Annotated in this window: 24 protein-coding genes; 17 read left to right on the forward strand and 7 right to left on the reverse strand. The window is 43.9% G+C overall.

From position 1 onward, the window contains the following. The first annotated feature begins 36 nt into the window (after positions 1 to 36). The 4 genes from ON006_RS19885 (at position 37) to ON006_RS19900 (ending at position 4,567) form a co-directional block, all read left to right on the forward strand. Positions 37 to 2,184: a hypothetical protein gene (locus tag ON006_RS19885; RefSeq protein WP_244821123.1), complete on the forward strand. Its 2,148-nt coding sequence runs from the start codon at positions 37 to 39 to the stop codon at positions 2,182 to 2,184. Positions 2,185 to 2,198: 14 nt separating this feature from the next. Continuing rightward, positions 2,199 to 2,936 (forward strand): hypothetical protein, encoded by a 738-nt coding sequence (locus ON006_RS19890; protein ID WP_244821124.1) that lies wholly within the window; start codon positions 2,199 to 2,201, stop codon positions 2,934 to 2,936. Between the two features lie 133 nt (positions 2,937 to 3,069). Further along, positions 3,070 to 3,471, forward strand: a complete 402-nt coding sequence (locus tag ON006_RS19895; RefSeq protein ID WP_244821125.1) for a Gfo/Idh/MocA family oxidoreductase — start codon at positions 3,070 to 3,072, stop codon at positions 3,469 to 3,471. Further along, positions 3,455 to 4,567: a Gfo/Idh/MocA family protein gene (locus ON006_RS19900; RefSeq protein WP_244821126.1), complete on the forward strand. Its 1,113-nt coding sequence runs from the start codon at positions 3,455 to 3,457 to the stop codon at positions 4,565 to 4,567. Before ON006_RS19895 ends, ON006_RS19900 begins: the two co-directional genes overlap by 17 nt. Positions 4,568 to 4,948: 381 nt before the next feature. Here the strand turns inward: ON006_RS19900 and ON006_RS19905 are convergent, their stop codons facing one another. The 3 genes from ON006_RS19905 to ON006_RS19915 all read right to left on the reverse strand — a co-directional run bounded on the left by ON006_RS19905 (position 4,949) and on the right by ON006_RS19915 (position 6,508). Next, a complete protein-coding gene (locus tag ON006_RS19905) occupies positions 4,949 to 5,284 on the reverse strand; it encodes a hypothetical protein (RefSeq protein WP_244821127.1) in 336 nt (111 codons plus the stop codon). Positions 5,285 to 5,557: 273 nt separating this feature from the next. Then, the gene (locus tag ON006_RS19910) at positions 5,558 to 5,980 is read right to left on the reverse strand and encodes an Hsp20/alpha crystallin family protein (protein WP_244821128.1); all 423 of its coding nucleotides are present in this window, start codon (positions 5,978 to 5,980) and stop codon (positions 5,558 to 5,560) included. 252 nt (positions 5,981 to 6,232) lie between these two features. Beyond that, positions 6,233 to 6,508 carry an Rdx family protein gene (locus ON006_RS19915; RefSeq protein WP_244821129.1) on the reverse strand — a complete coding sequence of 92 codons (276 nt, stop codon included), beginning with the start codon at positions 6,506 to 6,508 and terminating at the stop codon, positions 6,233 to 6,235. Between the two features lie 408 nt (positions 6,509 to 6,916). On the opposite strand from ON006_RS19915, the gene ON006_RS19920 reads away from it, so the two are divergent. The 4 genes from ON006_RS19920 to ON006_RS19935 all read left to right on the forward strand — a co-directional run bounded on the left by ON006_RS19920 (position 6,917) and on the right by ON006_RS19935 (position 10,331). Next, positions 6,917 to 7,327, forward strand: a complete 411-nt coding sequence (locus ON006_RS19920) for a hypothetical protein (protein WP_244821130.1) — start codon at positions 6,917 to 6,919, stop codon at positions 7,325 to 7,327. A 759-nt stretch (positions 7,328 to 8,086) separates the two neighbouring features. Beyond that, positions 8,087 to 8,893 carry a sensor histidine kinase gene (locus tag ON006_RS19925; protein WP_244821131.1) on the forward strand — a complete coding sequence of 269 codons (807 nt, stop codon included), beginning with the start codon at positions 8,087 to 8,089 and terminating at the stop codon, positions 8,891 to 8,893. Positions 8,894 to 8,898: 5 nt separating this feature from the next. Next, positions 8,899 to 9,555 (forward strand): response regulator transcription factor, encoded by a 657-nt coding sequence (locus ON006_RS19930; RefSeq protein ID WP_244821132.1) that lies wholly within the window; start codon positions 8,899 to 8,901, stop codon positions 9,553 to 9,555. Positions 9,556 to 9,650: 95 nt separating this feature from the next. Then, positions 9,651 to 10,331 carry a type 1 glutamine amidotransferase domain-containing protein gene (locus ON006_RS19935; RefSeq protein WP_244821133.1) on the forward strand — a complete coding sequence of 227 codons (681 nt, stop codon included), beginning with the start codon at positions 9,651 to 9,653 and terminating at the stop codon, positions 10,329 to 10,331. Here the strand turns inward: ON006_RS19935 and rfbC are convergent, their stop codons facing one another. Beyond that, positions 10,332 to 10,883, reverse strand: a complete 552-nt coding sequence (gene rfbC, locus ON006_RS19940; RefSeq protein WP_244821134.1) for a dTDP-4-dehydrorhamnose 3,5-epimerase — start codon at positions 10,881 to 10,883, stop codon at positions 10,332 to 10,334. It lies immediately after the preceding gene. Positions 10,884 to 10,985: 102 nt separating this feature from the next. Here rfbC and pyrF point away from each other — a divergent pair, with 102 nt between their 5' ends. The 6 genes from pyrF (at position 10,986) to ON006_RS19970 (ending at position 18,780) form a co-directional block, all read left to right on the forward strand. After that, positions 10,986 to 11,813: an orotidine-5'-phosphate decarboxylase gene (pyrF, locus tag ON006_RS19945; protein WP_244821135.1), complete on the forward strand. Its 828-nt coding sequence runs from the start codon at positions 10,986 to 10,988 to the stop codon at positions 11,811 to 11,813. A 48-nt stretch (positions 11,814 to 11,861) separates the two neighbouring features. Further along, a complete protein-coding gene (lysA, locus tag ON006_RS19950; protein WP_244821136.1) occupies positions 11,862 to 13,091 on the forward strand; it encodes a diaminopimelate decarboxylase in 1,230 nt (409 codons plus the stop codon). A 50-nt stretch (positions 13,092 to 13,141) separates the two neighbouring features. After that, a complete protein-coding gene (locus ON006_RS19955; RefSeq protein ID WP_244821137.1) occupies positions 13,142 to 13,603 on the forward strand; it encodes a YciI family protein in 462 nt (153 codons plus the stop codon). A gap of 189 nt (positions 13,604 to 13,792) precedes the next feature. Then, positions 13,793 to 16,396: an ATP-dependent chaperone ClpB gene (gene clpB / locus ON006_RS19960; protein ID WP_244821138.1), complete on the forward strand. Its 2,604-nt coding sequence runs from the start codon at positions 13,793 to 13,795 to the stop codon at positions 16,394 to 16,396. Between the two features lie 211 nt (positions 16,397 to 16,607). Further along, on the forward strand, positions 16,608 to 17,159 hold the full coding sequence (locus ON006_RS19965) for a type 1 glutamine amidotransferase domain-containing protein (protein ID WP_244821139.1): 552 nt from the start codon (positions 16,608 to 16,610) through the stop codon (positions 17,157 to 17,159). A gap of 121 nt (positions 17,160 to 17,280) precedes the next feature. Then, positions 17,281 to 18,780, forward strand: coding sequence for an ATP-binding cassette domain-containing protein (locus ON006_RS19970; protein ID WP_244821140.1), 1,500 nt, complete (start codon positions 17,281 to 17,283; stop codon positions 18,778 to 18,780). Positions 18,781 to 19,379: 599 nt separating this feature from the next. Here the strand turns inward: ON006_RS19970 and ON006_RS19975 are convergent. Continuing rightward, positions 19,380 to 21,158 (reverse strand): cytochrome-c peroxidase, encoded by a 1,779-nt coding sequence (locus ON006_RS19975; RefSeq protein ID WP_244821141.1) that lies wholly within the window; start codon positions 21,156 to 21,158, stop codon positions 19,380 to 19,382. A 63-nt stretch (positions 21,159 to 21,221) separates the two neighbouring features. After that, entirely contained in the window at positions 21,222 to 22,685 is a 1,464-nt protein-coding gene (locus tag ON006_RS19980; protein WP_244821142.1) for a PhoX family protein, read from the reverse strand. A gap of 200 nt (positions 22,686 to 22,885) precedes the next feature. Here ON006_RS19980 and ON006_RS19985 point away from each other — a divergent pair, with 200 nt between their 5' ends. From ON006_RS19985 to ON006_RS19995, 3 genes are read left to right on the forward strand one after another with little or no spacing between them, the layout of a single operon-like run. Next, positions 22,886 to 23,398 carry a hypothetical protein gene (locus ON006_RS19985; RefSeq protein WP_244821143.1) on the forward strand — a complete coding sequence of 171 codons (513 nt, stop codon included), beginning with the start codon at positions 22,886 to 22,888 and terminating at the stop codon, positions 23,396 to 23,398. Positions 23,399 to 23,424: 26 nt separating this feature from the next. Next, positions 23,425 to 24,012 (forward strand): hypothetical protein, encoded by a 588-nt coding sequence (locus tag ON006_RS19990; protein WP_244821144.1) that lies wholly within the window; start codon positions 23,425 to 23,427, stop codon positions 24,010 to 24,012. Continuing rightward, a complete protein-coding gene (locus ON006_RS19995) occupies positions 24,005 to 24,295 on the forward strand; it encodes a winged helix-turn-helix domain-containing protein (protein WP_244821145.1) in 291 nt (96 codons plus the stop codon). The genes ON006_RS19990 and ON006_RS19995 overlap by 8 nt, the downstream gene beginning before the upstream one ends. Positions 24,296 to 24,303: 8 nt before the next feature. Here the strand turns inward: ON006_RS19995 and porQ are convergent, their stop codons facing one another. Further along, a complete protein-coding gene (gene porQ, locus ON006_RS20000) occupies positions 24,304 to 25,380 on the reverse strand; it encodes a type IX secretion system protein PorQ (protein WP_244821146.1) in 1,077 nt (358 codons plus the stop codon). Position 25,381: the final 1 nt, after the last annotated feature.

Raw genomic sequence — 25,381 nt, forward strand, 5'->3', positions numbered from 1 at the left:
GCATAACTTTGAGTAACTATTTATCCCTCTAAGCTTATGCGAAATTTGTACATCGATGTCCGGATCGGCAATGTCATAGCCGTTCTTAAGCCACTTTTCTGGCTCCTCCTGATTGAAGTACTTGTCTTCACAATTTTAGCGCTGATTCCTCAGGGCCACGATGTCTATGTTTACCTGCTCGAAGAGGGTTTCTGGACGAACGCGGTTCCAATCATTCTCTTATTTATCGCATTGATTTTCCTGAGTTGCTCGTCGGGGCTTGGCGGAGAAATGATTTTATCACAAAGCGAAACAATCTGGCTGCCTAAATTACCCGAAGATGTGCCTGAAAACCCAGACCAAACAAACGCAGGGTATGGATCCTTCCGAAGCTGGCTTGTCACGTTTCTATGGTATTTTCCTTACCTGTCATTTCTTTTGGGCTTATATAAAGTCATTGCTTTTCAGAAAAAGACCGATTCCGAAGGCTTTGGCAATACTGCGATTTTTCTCACCCTATTTTTTACAGGTCTCGGATTATGGCTAATTTTTAAGGTTAGAAAAGGGATATGGAGGTACATCAGGTATCGATTAGAAAAAATTCACAACGACGACAAAAAAGCCAGCGAATTCATTCAAGATTTCAGAGGAGCCGGTAAAGTCAAGCTCAAAGACTTCAAACCTTTGATCAATATTTTGTGTGTGTTTTTCACATTCTCCGTGTTATTATTTATTGTATTCGCATTCCTACCCAGCAACTTTTACTATTTTATCGGAGCTGCGGCGCTGATGGTATTCGGTCTCGGCACGTGGACCAATGTTTACGTCGCGGTTGAATTGATCGATAAACTGTACAAGGTCAATCCTTTCAGTTTCACCTTCAACGGCAGAGGGTACTCTTTGTCTTTAAAGATGGTTATCTTGATATGGGTGCTAATTTGCTCGTATTTCAACAGCGATCATCCGGTAAATGCATTGGATGGCGCACCACTCAAACCTAATGTTACTCTTGCGGAAAACCTGGACAGGTATCACCGTACTTTTAAGCCCGACGGTACAAAAATCCCTATTGTCTTTGTTGCAGTAGATGGCGGAGCTAGCAGAACTGGCCTTTTTGGGGCTATGATGTTGTCTGTCTTACAAGACAACCTTCCTGATTTCAAAAATCATGTTTTCGCATACAGCGACATATCAGGAGGTACGCTAGGTGCAAATGTATTTTACGCTTTATCCAGAGACGGACTTGTTACACAGGATAAATCAGATACCTGTTTTACCGAACAGTCCCGCCGGTTTTTCAAAAGAGATTTTCTTGCACCGGTAATTGGTACATTCCTTTTTGGTGATGCATTGGGATATTTCTGGCCGGGATATATACCAAAGTTTGATAGAGGGTTAGCTCTGGAAACGGAGTGGCAGGCGGCATGGAAAGATATTATGCCGTTTCTTAAAAATAAAACAGAAAACGCCATGGAGCTGGGCGTGAAAAGAATGTTGGAAATATCCGACACGGCCAAGTATTTTAAACCCGTCATGTTTATTAATTCTCATGAAGTTGAAACAGGAAAGCGGGCCATTTATAGCAATGTACTAATGAATGATACCGTTTTCAGTGCGATCAGCAATTTGAACAATCGAGTTAACAGAGATTTACCTTTCAGTTCGGCCATTCTGTTTAGTGCCCGATTTCCATTGATTTCTCCATCAGTAGCAGTGGAAGTTGACGGAATTAAGAGACATTATGTTGATGGCGGCTATTTCGAATCGTCGGGCACTTTGACACTTTACGAGGCACTGCTCAGCTTGGAAGATTCGCTTAAAAGCAATATGTACGATGTTTTTGTGATCCACCTGGATGGTAGCGAAGAACTTGCAAAAGACGCAAATAAGGGTAATCGCTTTCTAAATGAGCCGCTGGATATCATTACTGGGGCGATCTCTGACCAAAGCGGGCATACTGAATTTGCAACTGAAAATCTAAAAAACTACGTTTCCAGACGATATAAAAAGTCTCATTTCATCACATTAAAAGTTGGCGACAAATTAAAAGATGTTCCGGTAAACTGGGTGCTTTCGAACGGTGCGATCAATAGAGTTTTAAAAAGATGCAAAGACATTTGGGCTACACCAGATTTGGATGAGTTAAAGCAAGCCATTGGATTTTCATTACCAATTAACAAACAATCTCAACGACTGAGAAGATAACCCTAACAGTCTATATGGAATCAAAACTCAAATTTCTTCGGTGGTTTGGCAAGGGTGCCATGATTGTCACCATACTAACTATTGCCCAAATGGCCTGGTTATCGGATCATGGTCAAGCACTTAGGAATAAAGATATCAGCGCAAATGGGATTGGCGATCTGGAACTTGCAACGGATAAGAATATATACAAACTTCTTAATGTCTGGTGCAACAGTACAGCTGTCGAATTACAACCATTCATAGTTAAACTTCTATATGGAGGCCAAACCGATAACGGTCCTCGCAACCTGATTGAAATTGCACGAACAGACATTTACTGGGATTTCCTATTTATCATTTTTTATTCGGCATTGGCTTACATCTTGCTGTCAAAAGCCCTGAGTTTTTGGAGACTAAGCCACCTCAGAATCCTGCTAAACCTGCTTTACAAAAGCAGATATACGTCCCTCGCAGTCCTGAGTGGTAAAAAAATTGGAATTGCGCTGGTATGGGCGGCGACAATAGGAGTTTTGGATGTGCTGGAAAACATTGCGATGTTATATGCCTTGTCAAATTTTGAAGATAATACTGTTACGATTATCCTTCCAATCAGTTTTGCTGCCATCAAATTCACGTTGCTTTTTGCCGGAATCATTTTCATCCTACTCACATTTATTTACTTCTCGATACTATTATTGATCACATCGCCCAAAAACGTAATTGATAGGTTTAAAACCATCGCAACAGAAATTAACGATCCATACAAAAGTTAGCTTCTATAAATTATTACAAAAAAGCATTTTATTCAAAAATGGCTGGTAAGGAAGGTTGAGAATATAAGGAGATAATGCCTTATGATCTCTTTTTCAATCATTTCCAACACTTCCCCACCAAACCAAGCCATCTATGAATTCGCGTCGCGACTTTCTCCAAAAGATCTCACTGGGAATCGGTGCAGCCACATGGGTTGCTGCTGCCGAACCTGTTTCTGCCACAACTCCAAAAATCATCGAGTCCCCAAAAGCCGATAAACAACTCCGCGTTGCATTAATGGGCCTGGGCGGTTATGCAAACATTGTAGCGAGAGGAATGAAAGAATGCAAAACCGCGAAATTGGTGGGGATTGTGACCGGAACTCCTTCCAAAATCCCTGATTGGAAGCAGAAGTATGGAATTGAGGATAAGAATATTTATAATTACGAAAATCTCCACGAAATCAAGAACAATCCTGACATTGATCGCTGCGCAAAAACGTGCGAAAGTATTTATCAACAAATAATCACTCATTACTATGGACTCACGTCGTGATTTTCTTCAAAAAATAGGCCTTGGAATTGGTGCTACTGCATTGGCAGATCTGCCGGCGGCCGCAAAAGAATTGTACTCAGGCCCGAAAGCGGACAAGCAATTACGCGTTGCTATTATGGGACTCGGAAGCTACGGAACTCGCGTTGCCGAAGCGATGAAAGATTGTAAAATGGCCACGCTTGTCGGAGCCGTTTCGGGTACTCCCGCCAAGCTGGAAGACTGGAAAAAGAAATACAACATTCCTGAAAAGAATACCTATAACTACGAGACAGTCAGCCAGATTAAGGACAATCCGGATATTGACATCGTGTACATCACCACACCTAACTCGCTGCATCACAAGCACGTGCTGCAAATTGCTGCGGCTGGCAAACATGTACTTTGTGAAAAACCTGTGGCTGATAATGCCAAGCAAACCCGTGAAATGATTGCAGCTTGCGAGAAGGCAGGGGTGAAGTTTTATATTGGTTACCGCATGCATTTTGAGCCGCATACCCGCGAGCTGATCCGCATGCGTGAGGCGGGCGAGCTGGGCAAGATCATGCATGTGAACAATTATATGGGTTTCAAATCCGGCGATCCCAACCAATGGAGACTCAAAAAAGCTTTGGCGGGTGGGGGCGCAATGATGGATGTGGGAATTTACGCATTGAACGGCGCGCGGTATTGTACTGGCGAAGAGCCGATTTGGGTGACGGCTCAAGAAACCAAAACTGATCCGGTGAAATTCAAGGAAGTAGACGAAACGATCATGTTCCAGCTTGGCTTCCCGAGCGGCGTGGTAGCGAGCTGCGGCACGACTTATAACTTCAATAACTACGAAAGGCTATACGTGATCGGCGAAAAAGGCTTCGTGGAACTCAGTCCCGCATTCGGATACGGCCCGATCAAAGGCCGGACGCACAATGGTCCGATGAACCAACCTGTCATCACACACCAAACCCTCCAAATGGATGGAATTGCGGACATTATCCTCAACGACAAGCCCGATCCGAACGTGAGCGGGGCCGAAGGATTGAAGGATATGATCGTGGTCGACGCCGTTTACGAATCCATCCGCAAAGGCGGAGCGAAGATTATGCTGGCAGGTAAATAGCATTTCACACCACCTTGCGACCGCACCGGCCCTTGGCGCCCCGGGAAGTGCCTGCTCAGGCTTGTGCCAAGGTTCATTTTTTGTGGAGAGTTGAATGGAGAGTTTGTTCCCTTCGTTCCGAATGAAAGATATAGTGCTTTCCTAGCGAGAAGAAAGAGTGGGCAGATTTTGTTCCGAAGGTGGGAATTGAACCATCATTGGCTAAATAGAGTATCCTGATCATTTGCAGAAGAAATAAAAAGCGAAGTCGCACCGCTGAGCATATTTTTCAAAAATATTACTCAAAATCAATTACACCACTTCCGGCGCATGCCAATACATGCCAATAGATGATCTGTCGTGTGCAGATCTTTATTGGCATGAATACTCCGCCAACTTCTGCTACTGAAACTCCTTTTTTACGCGATCGTAAATGGAGTACACCTTGTCAACCAAAAGCTGACATTCTTTGTCACTTAAATGATCGATTGTGTTGCTTACCGCATTGGAAACAACTTTACCTTCGTCACTCAGCTTAGCTCCCTTTTGTTTGATGACACTAAGCACACTCTCCCACTCATTAATAAGCCCCTCAGAAAAATATCTGGGTTCAATGATATTAAAATAAGCGGATTGTGATTTTAACTTTTGCTTGAGGCGGCCCGATTCTCCGGCAACTTTGAGCTCCTCAACTAATTTCGTGAGTTCAATGTAAGCGAAGATGTTTGATTTTTTCATAACGTTGAGATTGGAGGAGTAATTTAGTAATCTGACTGCTAAGATACAGATATGAAACTCCTTTTTTTAATAAATCTTGAAATCTTTACCATATCTTAATATATTCTATTAGAACTGTCCTATTATCCTTTCCAATGAATTCTCATCCGTGTCTGCTGAGCTTAGGCGTACATTCCGATCAAATTATCACCATTTTGCGCATTAAAAGTTCATTAAAAAACCCGTCAGTTGTGACTAACGGGTGACTTTGTTAAATACAAATTGCGTATTCGCTTACCAGCGCTCGATATCTACCTTGCGATGATAGTCCCCCTGCTCATTTCCAAATGGCAGGAATAATACAAGATGACGTAAGCTGTCATCATATTTAGCCGATATATTTTCTATATCCACGCCGTCCGGTATTACGAACGTGTTGATGAAACGAACTGTCTTCCACTGCTCTTCTTCGGAAAGGTTGTCCTGTGAAAAAATGGGCAGCAAATGAAACAGTTTAAGGTTATTGGAATTTCTTTTTCCTTTTACTACCTCTAATTGCAGATCTTCCACCTCAATGCCAGGAATTTTCACAACTACTTCAAAACCCTCCGATCCTCTGTCAAGCTTTATAGCGGGCTCACTCATTCCACCGTTAATGGTATTGATAAAATCAATATTCATTAACATTTCCTGTGGTATTTTTAGTTTGCTTTCCATAGCTATTGCGTTTAAGATTCACAAGTTTCTTGATAAACGAAAAACTACGTGCCAAAGATCATTTTTTGGCAAAATTTGAAAATAAAATATTTAAATCAGTTTACTCAAACTGCTGTAATCAAGCGAATTACCCAAGATTTGAGCAAAATCAAGCGACTACCTTAATCCAAGAACTCTTCAAAGAGCGTCAAAATTGCAGCCTCATTCGCGTAGAAACGACATTTTGTCTTAATCTAGCGACTTAGTGGTGAATTAGCGGTCATTATGCCCCAGATTTCGATCAGGAGCAAGGATATCCCGCACCAACTGCTTCATTTCTTTGGGCTCAGGGAAATGTCCTTCTCTTTTTCTGTCCCAGATTACCTGCTCACCAAGCGTAATAATGTACCTCCCCGCAACTTCCGATGGTACAAGCTGCACGGAATACAAATCCTCAACAAAGGTAGTCAGCAACTCCTGCGCCATCCAGGCCGCCCGCAAAAGCCAGCCGCATTTGGGACAGTATTCGATTGTGATAGTAGGTTTCATAGGTAGAAATGATGGTTCAAAATCATCCGCAATGCAAAGAAATCAAAAAAGCCGTGAAGGATATCCCTCACGGCTTTCGAATGTTAACCTAACCCTTTAATCTTGATGAGAAAGCCTTGATAAGTCTTCCCTAACGCTTTACAAATGTAAGCCGCGCTATCACAGCTTTTTAGAGTGAAAAAACCTGATTTTATGGATAGGTAACCTTACAGTCCATGACTGGTAATACTGCGCGAAGTCATAAGTAGAACTACGTGATTCCCAAATTGATAGCTTAAATACTAATTGATTTGCAGAGAGTTACAGAAAAACCGTTAAATCAATTGAGGACACATTACTTGGTGTTCAAGGAAGATAAATTTAATTTTACTTATAATCGATTTACCAAAATTTTCAAAAAATACCACCATGCCACAGTACAGAGGAACCGAAGGCCAGCTTATTTCAGTAAGGGAAGCAAAAGTATTCACAAAACGTCACCAGAGTAGCAGAGAGGATGTGATTCGCGCTGGTAAAAACTATGTAGAAGCAGAATTTTTCGGCCTGGAAACTTTTCAACAGTTATTAAAAGAATGTGGTGGCAAACCGGTTGGCTTTCGGGTATATTATGGAGTACGGGAAGAAGATCATGAAAACGACGAACCAGTAGTATGTATTGAGGGAGACGGCAAAGGCAAGTCCACACCAAGGCTTATCATTGTACCGGTTGATGCTCAGGGGGTTGATCTTTCAGGCCTAATGAGTGTTGGCGGTCATAAAGATATGCCGGCCGACGGAAAGGTGTTGGTCAATGGCCCGATCTGCCCCCGCAGTTGCTAATATTTAATATCAATCAAATGCTTGAGAATTATGTTTCCTATTTCGAAAGACAACCTTTTGCAAGTACTCCAGTTTTCTTAACCCTCCTGCCGATTTTTTTAATCTGGCAAAGAAAAGCTTACCGGGACAGAACGTTTGCAATTCTGCTCATTTATTTGATTGTTAAGTTCAGCATTGATTTCATTATGTTTGATTGGGCCTCTGTCAGACGTAATACTGTAGTTTTTTACAATCTCAATGTACCGGTGAGGTACATTTTGATAAGTTGGATGTATTACCATAAGCTTGAGACAAAAGCGCACAAGACCTGGATACTTGTCGTAATACCATTTTTTCTCGCGTTTTCGATCTGGGATATGATTGATACCAATCCAACGCTGGGGGATTTGCACAACCACAAAATGGTTTTGTATTCGACGACGGTCGAGAGTCTTTTAATGTTATTCTGGATATTATTATACTTTCGGGACACAATAAGAAGCTTAAAAATCCCGAACTTGCTTACTTATCCTTTTTTCTGGATTTGTTCGGGATTGTTGCTATATTATTCAAGTTTTCTGTTCATTGCCCCGGTCTTGCATTATTCGTCTCAATGGGAGCAATGGTTAGAAATTGGTTTTTTGTACTATGTTCCGTACATCTTTGAGAGTGTAAGCATCATACTTTTTAGTATTGGAATTCTTCAATTCCCAGACAGCCTTTATGCAAAACAATGAAGAACTAAAATTGGCATTACTAATAGCATTAATTGCGATGTTAATGATGGCATTTTTTGTGATCTCATTTGTGATGTATTACCAAAAAAAGAAGTTTGAAGAGGAAAAGAAGATTAACGATATAGAAAAAAACTATAATCGTCTGCTGCTCGATACCGCACTTAATTCGGAAGAGACGGAACGAAGGCGGATCGCGCAGGACCTGCACGACGACATCGGCACCATGCTATCTCTTACTAAATTGAGCCTTAACCAACTGAGCAAACTGGTCAGTAAGTCAGGGGATGAAAAGGAAGACCTGATTATGAAGAAATCACAGTCGCTCGTCGAGGAAACTATTTTACATGTCCGAAGGATTACCCGAGACCTCGTTCCGACCACATTGGAACGCTTTGGATTAATGGAAGCCATCGAGGAATTCATTCATAAACTAGAAGAAGACAATAATCTGGTCATTTCATTTCAGGCCAATACGGAGGAATTTCCCAGACAGGGGCAAAAACTCGAACTTACCCTGTACCGTATCATGCAAGAACTGGTGAATAATGCAATCAAACATGCGAGCTGCTCTAAAATTGACATTTCACTCGAAGTTAATGACAAGCTGATCGGCCTCAGAGTGACTGATAACGGGGTCGGATTTGATCCTGAAAAAATCAAGGAAAACAATCTGGCCGGATTGGGTTTGCTCGGTATTGAAAGCCGCCTTGCTATTGTCAACGGGTTTGTCCAATATGAAAAACCTAAAAAAGGCGGGTCGAGCGCTTTCGCACAAATACCGGTCATGCCGGTTTCTGAGAATAAACCTGAACCATTACATCCATTCCGTCGGGAACGAGTGAATATTTGAAACTTATGAAAACGCTTAAATTAGGGATTGCTGACGATCATGAATTATTCAGAAAAGGATTTATCTCGATGCTGAGCGGCATTCCTGATTTTGAATTCATTCTGGAAGCTGCAAACGGTCAGGAACTGCTGGACAAGCTCCCGGCTAACACACCTGATATCGTTTTTATGGACTTGCAAATGCCGGTAATGGATGGGATACAGGCTACGGAGGCTGCATTCGAGCGCTTTCCAAGCATTAAGGTAATCGTTGTCTCCATGTATAATGAAGATCGTTTCGTAATACATATGCTCGAAAAAGGTGTTCAGGGATACTTATTAAAGGATACCAGTCCGGATGAGGTAGAAAAAGCTATCCGCCGCGTCGATGAAGAAGGCTTTTATTATAATGACTTCGTATCGAAAGCGATGCACCGCAAAATGGTTACCCGGCAGGTCAACAAACACCCTTTCTTTCCCAATGCATGCAATGTAGCCCTGTCTTCCAGAGAGAAAGAAGTACTTCAATTAATTTGCGACGGGCTTTCCACAGCTGAAATAAGCGATAAACTCTTTATCAGCATCAGAACTGTGGAAGGGCACCGTCTGAGGGTTCTGGAAAAAACAGGAACCAAAAGCACAGCTGCCGCCGTAGCATTCGCGTATAAAAATCAGCTGCTCTGATACAGAGCTCCTCCCCTTCTTTTTCATTCTGCTATTGTTCTGGAAACTACTATGATTTTATAGTATCTTTCCCGAAGTAATTTATATTAGGCACCATGAAAATCCTCATTGTTTGCACCAATCACGACATTTACCCAACCAAATCAGGAAAAACCGGGTTATGGCTGAGCGAGCTGACCCACTTTTATGATGTGATGGCCAAAAGAAAGATCTTAATGGATATTGTCAGTCCGCTAGGAGGGAAAATACCCATTGATGAAAGGAGTATGGACCTCAAAGATGACTGCAACGCACGTTACTGGGCTGATACAACATTCAGGGCCAAACTTGAAAATTCACTCACTCCTTCACAGGTTCATCCAGCCGATTACCGGGTCATTTATTTTGCAGGAGGCCACGGAGCGATGTGGGATTTACCAGAAAATATGGAATTACAAGAAATCACGGCCCATATTTATGAAAAAGGAGGAATGGTTTCGGCAGTATGCCACGGCGTCGCCGGGCTATTAAATACCAAACTTTCTGACGGTACCCTATTGATCCAGGATAAGTATCTTACGGGATTTTCCAATGTGGAAGAGGCTTTGGCAAGCTTTGTCAGCGAGGTACCTTTTTATTTGGAAGACAAGTTGAAAGAGCGTGGCGCTCATTACACCAAATCAATGATCCCGTTTATGGAATTCATAGAAATGGACGAGAGATTAATTACAGGCCAAAATCCGAATTCGGCCCGTAAAGTGGCTTCCAAAGCGTTGGAAGAGCTCTTCGAAAAATGATCAGGCCTTGATTTTCAAATCTCCAAAGAGTGCTTTGAATGTAGGCAAGATAACATCCTTCTCCGAAACAATCGGATTTTCAACTCCCCAGTCAATGCCGAGATCGGAGTCGTTCCAAAGTATGCCGGATTCGGAAGCCTTATCGTAAATATTAGTGCATTTATAGCTGAATATGCTGTCTTCAAGAGCAACAAAACCGTGCGCAAAACCCTCCGGAATGTAGGCGATATTGTTAAGGTCACTACGGAGTTCAAAAATTTCGTGCTTCCCAAATGTCGGCGAGTCCGGACGGATATCAACGGCAACATCCAGGACACGACCGGAAATGACGCGCACCAATTTTCCCTGGGCAAAAGGAGTATTTTGAAAATGTAATCCCCGCACCACACCTTTTTTAGAAAATGACTGATTATCCTGCACAAAATTGGTCGGCAGACCTAATTTTAGGAATACCTGCTCATTATAGGATTCAAAAAACATCCCGCGATCATCTTCAAAAATACGTGGGAAAATTTCAACCAAACCAGCAATGGAAGTTTCTCGAATCTGCATGGAAATATTTTTGTATTAGTTGGTGGTGCAAAGTTTAATCTTGGGACAAATTTATGAATCTATTCATAGAGGTTGTAATTTCGGCGCAATATTTACGAAATCATGACTTACGAAGAGCTTTTTCAACAAATTTCCAGTAAAAAATCCTACCTCTGTGTTGGCCTGGATACAGACATCAGAAAAATCCCTGCCCATTTGCTAAAAACGGCCGATCCTGTATTTGAGTTTAACAAACAGATCATCGACGCTACTGTCGATCATTGCGTTTCTTATAAGCCTAACGTTGCGTTTTATGAAGCTCAGGGGGCAAAAGGATGGGAAAGCCTTCAAAAGACCATTGAATATATACCGAACACACATTTCACGATTGCAGATGCCAAACGGGGCGATATTGGTAACACTTCGGGGCTATATGCGCGTACTTTTTTTGACCCGGCATCTTCCGGCTTGGATTTCGATTCGGTAACCGTTGCTCCTTACATGGGTAGCGATTCTGTGAAACCATTCCTTGAATTTGAAAATAAATGGGTCATTCTGCTGGCATTGACTTCCAATACAGGCAGCTCTGATTTTCAAAGACTTAATATAGAAGGCTCCGCATTATACGAGCATGTGTTGCGTACCTCACAGACCTGGGCTGGCGCAGACAGGATCATGTACGTAGTGGGTGCGACACAAGCTTCGGAATTCCAAAAAATAAGAAGCATCATTCCTGATCATTTCCTACTGGTTCCGGGTGTCGGCGCGCAGGGCGGTAATCTTGAAGAAGTGTCCCGCTTTGGGATGAATGCACATTGCGGACTGCTTGTCAATGCTTCCAGAAGCATTATTTATGCCGGGAATGGTCTTGATTTCGCTGAAAAAGCGAAGGCAGAAGCATTACTTCTTCAAAATGAGATGGAGATATATCTTGACAAATATTGCAAATAACCAGCCCTTCTTCTACACAAATACTTACCGCAAATTCATTCGTTTTAAATGCAACTTTCCGACCAAAATACCTATTCAGTTCAAGGAATCGATCCGCACTACCTGGTTGAACAATTCGGCAGCCCGCTCTATGTTTACGACGGGACCACGATCCGCCGGAAGGTAACTGAACTTCAACATGCGTTTCCAGGCATCAACATGAAGATCAAATATGCGTGCAAGGCCAATACCAATTTGTCGATACTCAGACTGATGCGTGAAATTGGCGTGGAACTGGACGTGGTTTCGCCAGGCGAACTTGAAATGGGCATGATAGCGGGTTATGAAGGCAGCCAGATTACTTTCACACCCAGCGGCGTGCCGTTTGAAGAAGTAAGAGAGGCCGTTGAAGCGGGAGCGATCGTGAATGTGGATAGTATTCCATTGCTGGAATGGTTTGGACAAACATATGGCAACACCAAACCTTGCCTGATCCGTATTAAACCCAATGTAGCCGCAGGTGGCAATGTAAAAATCATGACAGCCCATGCCGATTCCAAATTCGGGATCTCGGTGCTGCTTTTGGACGAAATCCTGGAAGTTGTAAAAAAATATAACATCAAAATCATTGGCTTGCACCAGCATACCGGATCGGATATCAAGGATGCTGAGCCATTTTTGAAAGTTGCTGACATCCTTTTCGAAACCGCAAAACATTTCCCCGACCTGGAAGTGATTGACCTCGGCGGTGGATTTAAAGTATCCTACCTGCCCGGAGACGCCATTACGGATATGGATTTGCTGGGTAAAAAGATTTCCGAAAGGTTTGAAAAATTCTGCTCCGAATATGGCAGGAAATTGCAGCTATGGTTTGAGCCGGGTAAATTTCTGGTCAGCGAATCAGGTTATCTATTCGTCAAAACGACGGTTGTAAAGGAAGATCCTGCGCGGCATTTCGTTCACGTGGACTCCGGGCTGAATCACCTGATCCGGCCAATGATGTATGGATCTTACCATCATATCCTGAATGTAACGAATCCAACGGGTGAGATTAAACCTTATAATGTAGTGGGGTACATTTGTGAAACGGATACATTTGCCTCCGACCGAAACCTTCCCGAAGTGCGTCCGGGAGATGTATTGGCGTTCCTCAACGCCGGCGCCTACGGATTAACTATGAGTTCGAATTACAATGCGCGTTTCCGTCCGGCGGAAATCCTGATCGACCATGGACAGGCGAAACTGATCCGCAGACGGGAAACATTGGAAGACCTGTTGAAAACACAGATAGAGATTTAGAGAGCATTTACGTATATTTATCACGTAACCACTCATTAAATCTTACTGCAATGAAAATTCTTTGCCTAACGCTATTGCTCGGATTGTGCGCGCTTTTAAATGAGGCGCAGGCACAATCCACCAATATCGCATACGACTCCACATTGGCTAAAAAATTAAATGCGGATGATTATGGGATGAAAAAATACGTGATGGTATTCCTCAAAACAGGCAGCGTGACAGACTTAGGCAAGGCCAAAACGGATAGTCTTTTCGCTGGTCATATGAATAATATGAACAAGCTTGCCGAAGAAGGCAAATTAGTGGTCGCCGGGCCATTCTTCAAAAACGATAAATACCGCGGACTGTTTATTCTGAATGCAGCTTCTCTGGAAGAGGGTAAAAAGATGGTTGAAACTGATCCGGCAGTAAAAGCAAAACTCCTCGAACCTGAAATGCTCATGTGGTACGGTTCCGCCGCACTGGGCGCAACATTGGAAATTCACAAAAAAATTGAGAAGAAGACCATGTAAGCCATCGTCACTTATCAGTTTCATTAGTACCTCTGTAAATCCTCTCCGCTACCTCCATTCATTTCAGAGATGACGCCATTTTGTCGCGAAATTTCTGAAAATGTCGATTTCCATGTCAAAATTTCCGTTTTTAATGTTCGGCATACGATTTTTGGTGCTTTTATAAATCATTAAAAACCAATTATCGCCATGAACTTTAACCAATATACAATCAAGGCGCAGGAGATAATTCAGCACGCGGCCCAAATGGTCCAGGGCAATCAGCAGCAAGCAATTGAAACCGGCCACGTTCTGAAATCGATTTTAGAAGAAGATCCAAACACGATGTTGTTTCTCCTCAATAAATTGAATATCAGTCCTGAAATTTTAGAAAACCGGTTACAAAAAGTGCTGGACGGATATCCACGGGTAACCGGAGGGCAGCCGTACCTGGGCAACGATATGGCCGCGGCCGCAGGAAAGGCACAGAATTACTTGAAAGAATTCGGCGATGAATTCATCAGCATTGAGCTTCTTATATTAGGGATACTGAGCGGAAAAGATTCCACAGCTACCCTGATGAAAGAGGTTGGATTTAAAGAAAAAGAACTGATCAGCGCAATTAAAGAACTCAGAGGAAAAAATAACCCGGTGAAAGATCAAAACGCAGAAGCTAAATACCGGTCATTGGAACGGTACAGCAAAAATTTGAATGAATTGGCCAAGGCCGGAAAAATCGATCCGGTTATTGGTCGGGACGAAGAGATCAGGCGTGTTCTGCAAATTCTGAGCCGCCGTACCAAAAACAATCCTATCCTGTTGGGTGAACCCGGGGTGGGTAAAACGGCTATTGTGGAAGGACTTGCCCAAAGAATTGTTCAGGGGGACGTCCCTGAAAACCTGAAATCAAAAACGATCGTATCCCTGGATATGGGTTTGCTGATCGCTGGTGCAAAGTATAAAGGTGAGTTTGAAGAAAGACTTAAAGCCGTCATCAAAGAAGTAACAGATTCCGATGGCGAGATCGTCCTTTTTATTGACGAGATACACACATTGATTGGTGCAGGTGGAGGCGGCGAAAGCGCAATGGATGCAGCGAACCTGCTGAAACCAGCGCTTGCCCGCGGCGAGTTGCACGCAATTGGGGCGACCACGCTGAAAGAATATCAGAAATACATGGAAAAGGATAAGGCGCTGGAACGCCGTTTCCAGGCTGTAATGGTGGACGAGCCGAACATTCCTGACGCCATCAGTATTTTACGCGGTATCAAAGAAAAATATGAGCTGCACCACGGTGTCCGCATTCAGGACGACGCGGTCATTGCGGCTGTTGAGCTTTCGAACCGTTATATCAGTGACCGTTTCCTTCCTGATAAAGCGATTGACCTCATGGATGAAGCGGCTTCTAAATTGCGCCTGGAAATGGACAGTGTTCCCGAAGAACTGGATGAACTGAACCGCCGGATCATGCAATTGGAAATTGAGCGGGAAGCCATTCGCAGGGAAAACAACAAGGATAAAGAGACCGTACTCAACAAGGAAATTGCCGATCTGAGTGAAGACAGAAATGCATTGAAAGCACAGTGGGAGAATGAAAAGGGCAAGGTAAATGAAGTTCGCACATTGAAGGAGCAAAGCGAACAACTGCGTCTTGAAGCTGAGCAGGCCGAACGTGCTGGCGATTTTGGAAAGGTAGCGGAGATAAGGTACGGACGAATTCCTGAGGTTCAGGGCAAACTGGAAGAACTGCAAAAATCCGAAAATGCCGAAAGCCTGATGCAGGAAGAGATTACGCCAGAAGATATCGCCGAAGTAGTGGCCAAATGGACCGGAATCCCTGTGAGCAAAATGCTTCAGAGCGACCGGGAGAAACTTTTGCAACTGGAAGATCATCTGCACCAACGTGTGGCAGGCCAGGAGGAAGCCATTGAGGTGGTTTCCGACGCCGTTCGCAGGAGCCGTGCCGGATTACAGGATGCGAAACGCCCAATCGGTAGCTTTCTGTTCCTCGGCCCGACGGGTGTTGGTAAAACAGAATTAGCCAAAACGCTGGCTGAGTACCTGTTCAACGACGAAAATGCAATGGTGAGGATCGATATGAGCGAGTATCAGGAACGTCACGCGGTAAGCAGGCTGGTGGGTGCGCCTCCGGGATATGTCGGCTACGATGAAGGTGGCCAGTTGACCGAGGCTGTTCGCAGAAAACCATACAGCGTAATTTTGCTCGATGAGATTGAAAAAGCACACCCGGATGTCTGGAATATATTGTTGCAGGTACTGGACGAAGGTCGGTTAACAGATAATAAAGGCCGTGTGGCTAATTTCAAGAACACGATCATTATCATGACCTCGAACATTGGCAGCCACATTATCCAGGAGAAATTCGCAGAGGATGAAGGCTGGAACCATACATTGGTCGTAGAAGAGGCAAAACAAGCCGTTTTGGATTTGTTGAAAGCTTCGGTAAGACCTGAATTCCTGAACCGGATTGACGAGATTGTTCTTTTTGAGCCATTGTCTCTGAAAAACATCCGCAAGATTGTGGATATCCAGTTCAAAGGAATCCAGAAGATGCTTTTGGAACAGGGGATTACCCTTGACGCAACAGATGAAGCACTAACCAAACTGGGCGAGGACGGATTCGACCCTGCGTATGGTGCCAGACCATTGAAACGGGTTTTACAGAGACGAATCCTAAATGAGCTTTCCAAAGGAATACTCAGCGGACAGGTCGCAAAAGATTCGGTGATCATGATGGAGCTCAATTCAAAAGGCGATCTGATCTTTGAAAATGTAGGAGGCGTGGAAATATAAATCCAGATAAAGTTATAAAACAGGGAGCGGTCGGAAGGCCGCTCTTTTTGTTTCCACATATTGAGAATTTGCGAATTTTAATTCCACACCTGTGGTAAGCTTGCTACGGCCCCCATGGCCCAATTTAACTGGAATCGACGGTCAATTTTTGGCATAATTTTTGTACAATTATTTACCTAAATAATCTAACCCTTATATTATAGTTAAATCCGTGGAACAATCACTAAATTCATTCAAAATTGCAATTCTGGTTGCAGATGGATTTGAGCAAGTTGAAATGATTTGCCCCAGAAAAGTCCTAAATCAGATGGGAACGACTACCCATTTAATTTCTCCCAATAAAGATTTTGTCAGAGGATGGAGCCATTTGGATTGGGGAGAAAAACACAAAGTGGATGTTCCGCTAGAGATGGCGCGTGCAGAATATTATGACGCGCTTTTGCTTCCGGGAGGGGTAATGGGGCTCGATGCTTTACGGATTCATCATAAGGCTGTCGAGTTTGTGAGATCCTTTTTTACTGCCGGAAAGCCGGTAGCCGCCATTTGCCACGGTCCGCAGATTTTGATCGACGCGGATGTAGTAATTGGCAGGACACTAACCTCCTGCTCAGCGATCCGGCACGATCTTGAAAATGCAGGGGCGATCTGGGTTGATCAGGAGGTGGTAACTAACAATGGTTTAATAACAAGCCGTACGACCGACGATTTGTCCGCATTCACAAGTATGATGGTAAGGGAATTTAATCTGGAACTGCATCACTAGCTGTCGGCTAGCACTTGTTACAAGCTATAAAACCAAAAGCATCTCGCGAATGAGATGCTTTTTTTATTTCCGTTTACAATCAAAGTTGTAATATTTGCCTTTCCATGCTGGCTAATTCATTATGACATTCATTTCGCTTCAAGACGTTTTTGTACGTAAATATGACTCAACGGTTTTATCAGAATTTAACTGGAAAATTAAGAAAGGAGAAAACTGGGCTATCATTGGCCCCAATGGTTCCGGTAAAACACTGCTCCTTGATGTCATTGCTGGCAAATGGCCCATTGCCTCCGGAAAAATAACTTACGATTGGACAGAACCGCTGCGCGATACCATTGAACTGGCCTCTAATGATTATTCTTTCAACAGGATTGTGAGCGCCGGTGCCGAATATTACCAGCAGCGTTTTCATGCATATGAATCCGAGCGGGCCCCTACCGTCCGCGCGATACTGACCGATCAGCTCAAACCTGTCGGTACCGTTGATGAAAAATCGGTAAGTTTGAAGCCTTCCAAAGTGAGCGAAGAAGCGCTTTCCGAAGTGAGTGAATTGCTGTCCATTACGCATTTGCTGGACCATCCTTTCGTAACGCTTTCCAATGGTGAAACGCGTCGGATGCTATTGGCGAAATCGCTTTTGAAGAAACCAAAGATACTCCTGCTCGACAATGCATTTAGTGGCCTGGATGTACATTCGCGAGAGGTATTGCGAAACGCCCTGGCCGCCTTATCGAAGCAAGGCGTAGCGATTATCATGGCTACCACCGCTACTGAAATGCCTTCATGTATTACCAACGTATTGGAACTAAATGAAGGGAAAGTTGAAAAGCAATCGCGTATCGCTGATTTCAAAGCCAAACTGGACACTGCTCATTTACCAAAGCCCGATCCTATCAAACTCGAACACTTCGGGCATCCCGAGTTTACGAATTTCGAGTACGCGCTGGATTTGCGTAATACCAAAGTGAAATATCATGACCAGCTGATCCTGGACAATGTGAACTGGAAGATTGCAAAAGGCGAAAAATGGGCGTTATCAGGTGCAAATGGTTCCGGAAAATCAACCTTACTCAGCATTATCACGGCCGACAATCCACAAAGGTTTGCCAACGACTTTGATCTTTTTGACCGGAAACGGGGCGGAATTGGCGCTTCCATCTGGGATATCAAACAAAAGATAGGCCATGTTTCTCCCGAGCTGCATCTTTACTTCCCACGAAACACGACTGTTTTCAAAACCATTGCTTCCGGCTTTTTCGATGCAACCGGTGTGTTTTTCAAAAAACTGACCGATGTTCAAATCGAAAGGGTACATGAAGTTTCGGAACTTTTGCATGTGCATCATTTGATCGAGAAAGACTTTTCACAACTTTCAAAAGGACAGCAGCGAATGGTATTACTGGCCCGCGCATTAGTCAAAAACCCGCCGCTACTCATCCTCGACGAACCATGCCAGGGGCTGGACAGTGAGGCCATTGAATATTTCAAAGCAGTAGTAGACGCCATTTGCGCAACCCCGGAAAGAACACTCATTTACGTCTCCCATTATCCGCAGGAGATACCGAGCTGTGTGACGCATTTTTTAAAATTGGAGAAAGGGGTTGTGATTGAGAGCCTTTAGGATTGCAGTTCATTTCAATAGTAAGCAAATTATTGCGGGATTTAAAACCGCAAATGTTACATCCCTACGGGATTTAATATTCTGCTAAATCCATATTTTTCTACTGAGGTTGCATCGCTACGCGATTAAGCCGTCGTTCAATTTGTACCGCAAAATGCCGTCAGGCATGTAACCTCGGTAGAAAAACGTTAGATATGACATTTTTGAAATCCCGTAGGGATGTAACAATTTGGTGGGCGTGATTTGATATTATTAGCAAAAACCGAGGTTGCATCGCTACGCGATTAAGCCATCGTTCAATTTGTACCGCAAAATGCCGTCAGGCATGCAACCTCGGTAGAAAAACGTTAGATATGACATTTTTGAAATCCCGTAGGGATGTAACAATTTGGGGGGCGTGATTTGATATTATTAGGCAAAAACCAAGGTGGTGTCAAGGTGGTGTCGCTACGCGATTTGGCTTACGGTTCAATTTGTACCGTAAAATGCCGTCAGGCATGTAACCTCGGTAGAAAACCACAGCATGAGATGGATTTTTAAATCCCGTAGGGATGTAACATACCCCTACGCGTGTCCTCGCTACCATCCACCACGTATGCCTAATCCGTCAACCCCTCCATAAACTCAATAACCAACGCTATTTCCTTTGGCGTCAGGTTCAATTTATCGGCCGCGAATGTTTGATTATGCACTTCCAGTCCTAACCCCGCGCCGCCGCCTTCGTTGTAAAATTCCATTACTTCCTGCAAAGTATTGAATGCACCATTGTGCATGTAGGGTGCCGTTTTTGCAATATTCCGGACAGTACTGGTTTTAAATGCATTCTTCCATTGCGGAAACTGATTGTGAACGCCCCTTCCAAGATCTTGATCAGGCAATGGATGTTTCAGATCTGCACTGGCAGTTACACCCAGCACTTCCGACTCGGTACGCTGATAATCCGGTGGCACCGTGCCATTGAAAAGAGGCATAAAATGACAGGTACCACATTTCGCCTTTCCCATAAACAGATTAAAACCATTTACCTGGCCATCAGTCAAAGCCTTTTTATCACCACGCATATATTTGTCAAAAGGTGAATTGAAAGGATTTAATGACCGTACAAATACCGCCAGCGAATTCTGAATGTAAACAGGTTGAGTGGAGTCCAGCTCGGGATATGCTTTGGAAAACAAGTTTTTATAATCATTGTCCGAGCTGATCAGCTTTGCAATATCTTCCACGGAACCGTGCATTTCGTTCTTATTATGAATTACATCCGCTGCCTGGTCTTCGAGCGACGGCGAACGCAGGTCGTAAAACAATGCCTGCTGCAAAGCTGCATACATGATGGTGGGCGCATTCCTTTTCAGATTTTCATTACCAAATCCTTTGCTCGTTTTCAAACCATCCGTAAATGCCAACTGAGGTTGATGACAGGAACCGCAGCTGGTTTGGCCATTGCCTGAAACGCGTGGATCGTAAAACAATTTCTCTCCCAATGCAATCCGGTCAGCCGTGGAACTAAACTTCGTATTGGAAAGCAACGCCTCAGGATCAAATGCTTTTTTATCAAACAATGTAGCAGCATCTCCCCTCAAAAGTCTGTGGTCTTTGACGAATGCAATCCCTGCGAGTTTCTGATTTTGGTGAAGGGACAGACACAACGGATTAATGTAGTCCACAATGAATGAGGCCCGATTAAAGTCATTAAAACTTTTACTATTTTTCAAAAAATCAATGGCTGCATTGGAGAGGTTCGTCAGCTTCTGATACTCCGGCAAAAGTTCTTTGTAAGCATCAGCATAACGCTGAAACGATTCCACTACTACCTTACTTTCAGCAATGGAATTCCCCGAAGCCGGTGTATCAAAACCTGAGATACCGAGTGTGGTCAGGCGGAACATTTCGAGACGCAAAGCATCCATTACCTGAGAATCCGTAAGCTGAATGTCCTTCCATAGTGACTGAATCCGCTTCACATTCACCTGTGTTTTACGGGTATGGCGGATCAATTCTTCTTCTTCGATCGGCTCGTCGATGTAGACCAGTTCCTCAATTACCTGGTAGCCTCCCGGCTCAAACACAGCATTTTCCTCATCCTCAATTTCATCCAGCGGGGCGCCATTGACCAGCCTGACCGTAGTAGGAAAGAAGTATTCCGCAAAAGCTTCCGTTTTCTTGTACTGCAAACGAACGCTCAGAAATTTATCCCGCAATACTTCTGGCTTTTGTCTGGATTTGGCCAATTCTAAAAGCTCGTCGTTCATTAATATCAACGAATCCAAATCCTCATTGAACTGGCTATACAACTGATCCTTCGGGCTCTTTTTAGGCTGACAATAACTCAATATCAATACGCAAATGAATGCCGGAACAGTGCGCAAAAACTTTCTCATGGTATAATAAAACAAGGAAGGCCCTCCGGAAAAGGCCTTCCAATGTGGTGTAGCAGTAATTTGTTACTTTTTGATCCCTTGAACAATGACCGTCTGGCCACCTTCCTTGTTGGTAGAAATGCCACTTCCGTCGGCTCCTTTATATTTATCGTCCTGCCAGGTATGCGGATGCAGGTTGATCATAAATGTTTCCGGAATGCCTACTACGTCCGAAATATCGATCATCGCGCCGTACTCCCATGTGCTCAGCGAGTTGTTACCCACCGAGTTGTACTTCGCATTGAACAGCGCGTCGTCGCGACGGTGGTGCATTTGAAGCATTGCTTTACTTTCTTTTGTGGCAATGCTGTACTGCCATATTGTTCCGTCGTGATCATTGTTTTTATAGAACGAATCACCGTCTTCCTGTACGTAAACATAGTTTTCAGTCACACAAATGTTGTCCGGGTTCACTATAAAGCTACCTGGCTTGTCTTCACCGTCCATGATAATCTGCAACTTACCGATCAATGGATTAGCAGCATCAAATTTCAGGTTGTACACACGTCCCCACATATTTTTGCCGGCTACCGGAGTCACTTTATCAGCCTGGCTCACACCTGTTGCTGTAAAGTAAATGTCACGACCTGCACCATTGCCTCCTTTTTTATAATCGATATCCTCAACGCGTGCAAACTGGATCATTTTCTTATCCACGGTCTGCGCCTGCAATTGCGTACCGGTACTCGTTTTTACATCATCAAAAGGAACAAATTCAACATCATAAACCTGGCCTTTCACCATATCAGTTTCCACACTTTCCTGATTTGTCCGGCGGAGCGCGTACAATTTACCATTGTTCAGGTCGCCTACCACGTCCGAAACGTAAGCTACAAGCTGACCATTGGTATCATCTTCACCGATGATAATCACAGTTTTACCAGGGAAAGCATCCTTCGGAAGCGGGACCGCATTTTCAGCATTCCATTTACCAAATGCGCTGACGGTTCTGGTTTTGTTCTTTTTGTCAGCAGGAGCAAATGGATCGATAGCATGTGTCATTGACTCCGAGTTACTTTCACCGGCTGTCAGGAAAACAGGCCCGAAACCGTGCTCCTGAGGTGTGGCCAACGTAGCCGAGCACAAGCGCCATTGCCCGCCCTCCGCGTCCACAATGTACTCTCCTTTAATGGGTTTCAATTCTTTATCCAAATAAACCCTTGATACCGAAAAGAGAATTTCATGGTTGTTGATCATCACATAACCCTCTCCATTCGGGTTTTTCACGAATGCACCACCGTCAGGCTGGGCACCGTAAATGAAATCCGGAGAGTCCTGCAATTTGTCGTCCGAGCTAATCAACGTAGTGATTTTCAGGTCTTCAAAGCCAGGTAATGTCCTGATCAATGAAGGGTTAACCGATCTGTTGATTAATTTCGCAGAAGTTACAGGCGGCTCATGGTCTTTAATGCAGCTGGTAAAAGTCATCGAACCGCAAATCAACACGGCCGCGGCTGTCTTTTGAATGATAGAATAATGTTTGTTCATGGTGAGATAGTTTTGAAAGGTTACAAAGCTAACCCTGCCGTCTTTCACCCATTTTACCTCATCATTAAGCAATTGTGAACAAAAGATAATCCGAATATGATGTCTGTAAAATGCCTGTCGGATATTTTACATGAATTTGGTTTATATTATAAACTAGTTTACATTTGAAAAATTATTATTCAAATCAACTCTCTTTACAAATGAAAAACTTATTACTGATCTGCATCTTGCTTGGCAGTGTCTCTCCGGCTAATGCTCAGGAAACCTCAAATCCAGCCATTGAAAAATTGGCCTTTCTGGAAGGTAAATGGACCGGCCCCGCCTGGATTTCGTTGGGGCCAAACAATTCGAAAACATTGACTCAAAAGGAAGATGTTCAGCTCATGCTCAACAAAAACGTACTGCACGTGGAAGGTATCGGCTCCGAAAACGGCAAGGTACTTTTTCACGCTTTGGGGATTATTTCATATAATAAACAGACGGAAAAGTATAACTTCCGTGCATACCGGGAGACTGGCCTGAGTGTGGACGCCTATTTTATTCCAAAAGGTGAGAAATGGATTGAATGGGGCTTTGATATCGGCAATGGAGCGAAGGTGAAATACAACATCCGGATCAACGAAAAGGGGCAATGGCACGAGGTCGGTGAGTTCAGCCCGGACGGTAACAAATGGTACAAGAACTTTGAAATGACATTGGACAAAACAATATAACCCAGTAATCCCTACTCTCGAAAACGATGGAAACCGAACGCCCCATGACAGAAAAAGAAAGTTTTCTGGTCATTCACCAAATGATAACTGCCACCAAAAAGGGCATTAACGAAGATGGGTACCTATATCTGTTGTGGGGCTGGCTGGTCCTTTTCGCCAGTCTCGGACATTACATACTGATGACTTTCACCGATTTCAAATATCCGTTCATTACCTGGATGAGCATGCCCGTGGCTGGTGTCATTGCAGGAATATATTTCAGTAGCAGGTCAAAAAAAAGGCGGGTTAGAACTTACGTCGATGAGTTTATGTCCTACCTCTGGGGCGGGTTCCTGATTTCGATTATGGTTATGCTTCTGGTGATGCCAAAGGTCGGAATGGACAAAGTGTACCCGGTTTTGATATTGTTTTACGGGATTGGCACCTTTGCTTCCGGCGGTGCATTGCGTTTTCGTCCGCTTATCATCGGCGGCGCGCTCAACTGGCCTGTTGCCCTGGTCGCATTCTTTGCTCCTTTCCCGCAGCAGCTGCTTTTATTGGGACTAGCGGTTATTTGCAGCTATATTGTGCCCGGCTATCTATTGAGGGCGAATTTTAAAAGACAAAATGTTTGAAGAACTTGATCCATTGCTTCACCAGCAACTGCGATTGGCGATTATATCCTTACTGATGAATGTTCGGGAGGCTGAATTTACTTATATCAAAGAAAAAACGGGGGCAACGGCTGGTAATCTCAGTGTACAGATCTCGAAACTGAAAGATGCCGGATACATTGATGTTCAAAAAAGCTTCAAAGAAAACTATCCCCAAACCATGTGCAAGATTGCCGAAAAAGGCATTGCTGCATTTGAAAACTACGTAAAAGCGCTGGAAAAGTACATCAACATAACCAAGTAGGTGACTATCTACTTCTGAATTTTACTCACAGGCTCTTTCACAAACCCATTCTTCAAATTCATCACAACAGATAGCGAACTGCTTCCAAAACCCGGAACATACTGCGCCCGACCGTAGCCTACTTCAAACCTTTTAATCCTCAGCCATGCCCCGAACGAAAATCCGGCCAATGCTCCTCTGTTCGTAAGCCTTAATTCCTGTCTCCGCAAATGATCGTACCCGAGCAGGATCCGAAAATTTGGATGTATCAATGCCTCAGCTCCCAACGAAAGATGCCGGCCCAGCTTTTCGGCAACACCAATTTTTCGGGGGATCCTTTTTCCATTGATATCATATTTAAAAAACAGGTTGGGATCATTGTAAACCATATCAAATTGGTTGAGATGATGTACCGTCACGGAGACACGGATAGGCATATATTCCGGTTTGAATGTCAGCCCTAACCGCACGTCCAAAGGCAGCACCGGGTCATTGGCGCCATTGTAATTTTGCTTCAAAAACCCCAGATTTTTAACTACAAAGCCAGCTGTAAAATCCTTTTTCGGATGCTTGAAAACCCCGCCCCAGTCCAAAGCCAGCCCCCAAATATTGTAGGCCTCCACAGATGCTCCGGCCAACTTCAATGTACCGCCCAAAGTGAAATCGCCGATCGTATGTCCGTAACCCGCCGACAAACCATAATCAGCCGCCCTGAACTCCCCGATCACATTTCCAATGTCGTCGGTTTCCACCATTGTGCCGTAATTGAGATACTGCAAACCCACGGCCCACACGCCCGTTGATTTTTTGAGACCATGTGCATATGCCGCGTTAACAAACCTGGTATCAGCCAGATAAGGCATCATATTCACCGATACGTTATTGATTTTGGAAGAGTCCAGCAACGCTGGGTTTTGAAGAAATAATGCAGGATCATTACCGGGTAAGGTAAGGTGATTGGCTCCTATCGCGGTGCTTTTTGCCTGTGTCGGCAGTTGTAGAAAATCCAGTTTGCTTCTCCCGCCGGTAGCCTGCGCCAGTACAAACCCCTGACATCCAAACAGAAGCGCTGCCCACAAATAAACACACATTCCAATCGGCCTCATA

Origin of the sequence: Dyadobacter pollutisoli (genome assembly GCF_026625565.1) — a bacterium.
Classification (GTDB): domain Bacteria; phylum Bacteroidota; class Bacteroidia; order Cytophagales; family Spirosomataceae; genus Dyadobacter; species Dyadobacter pollutisoli.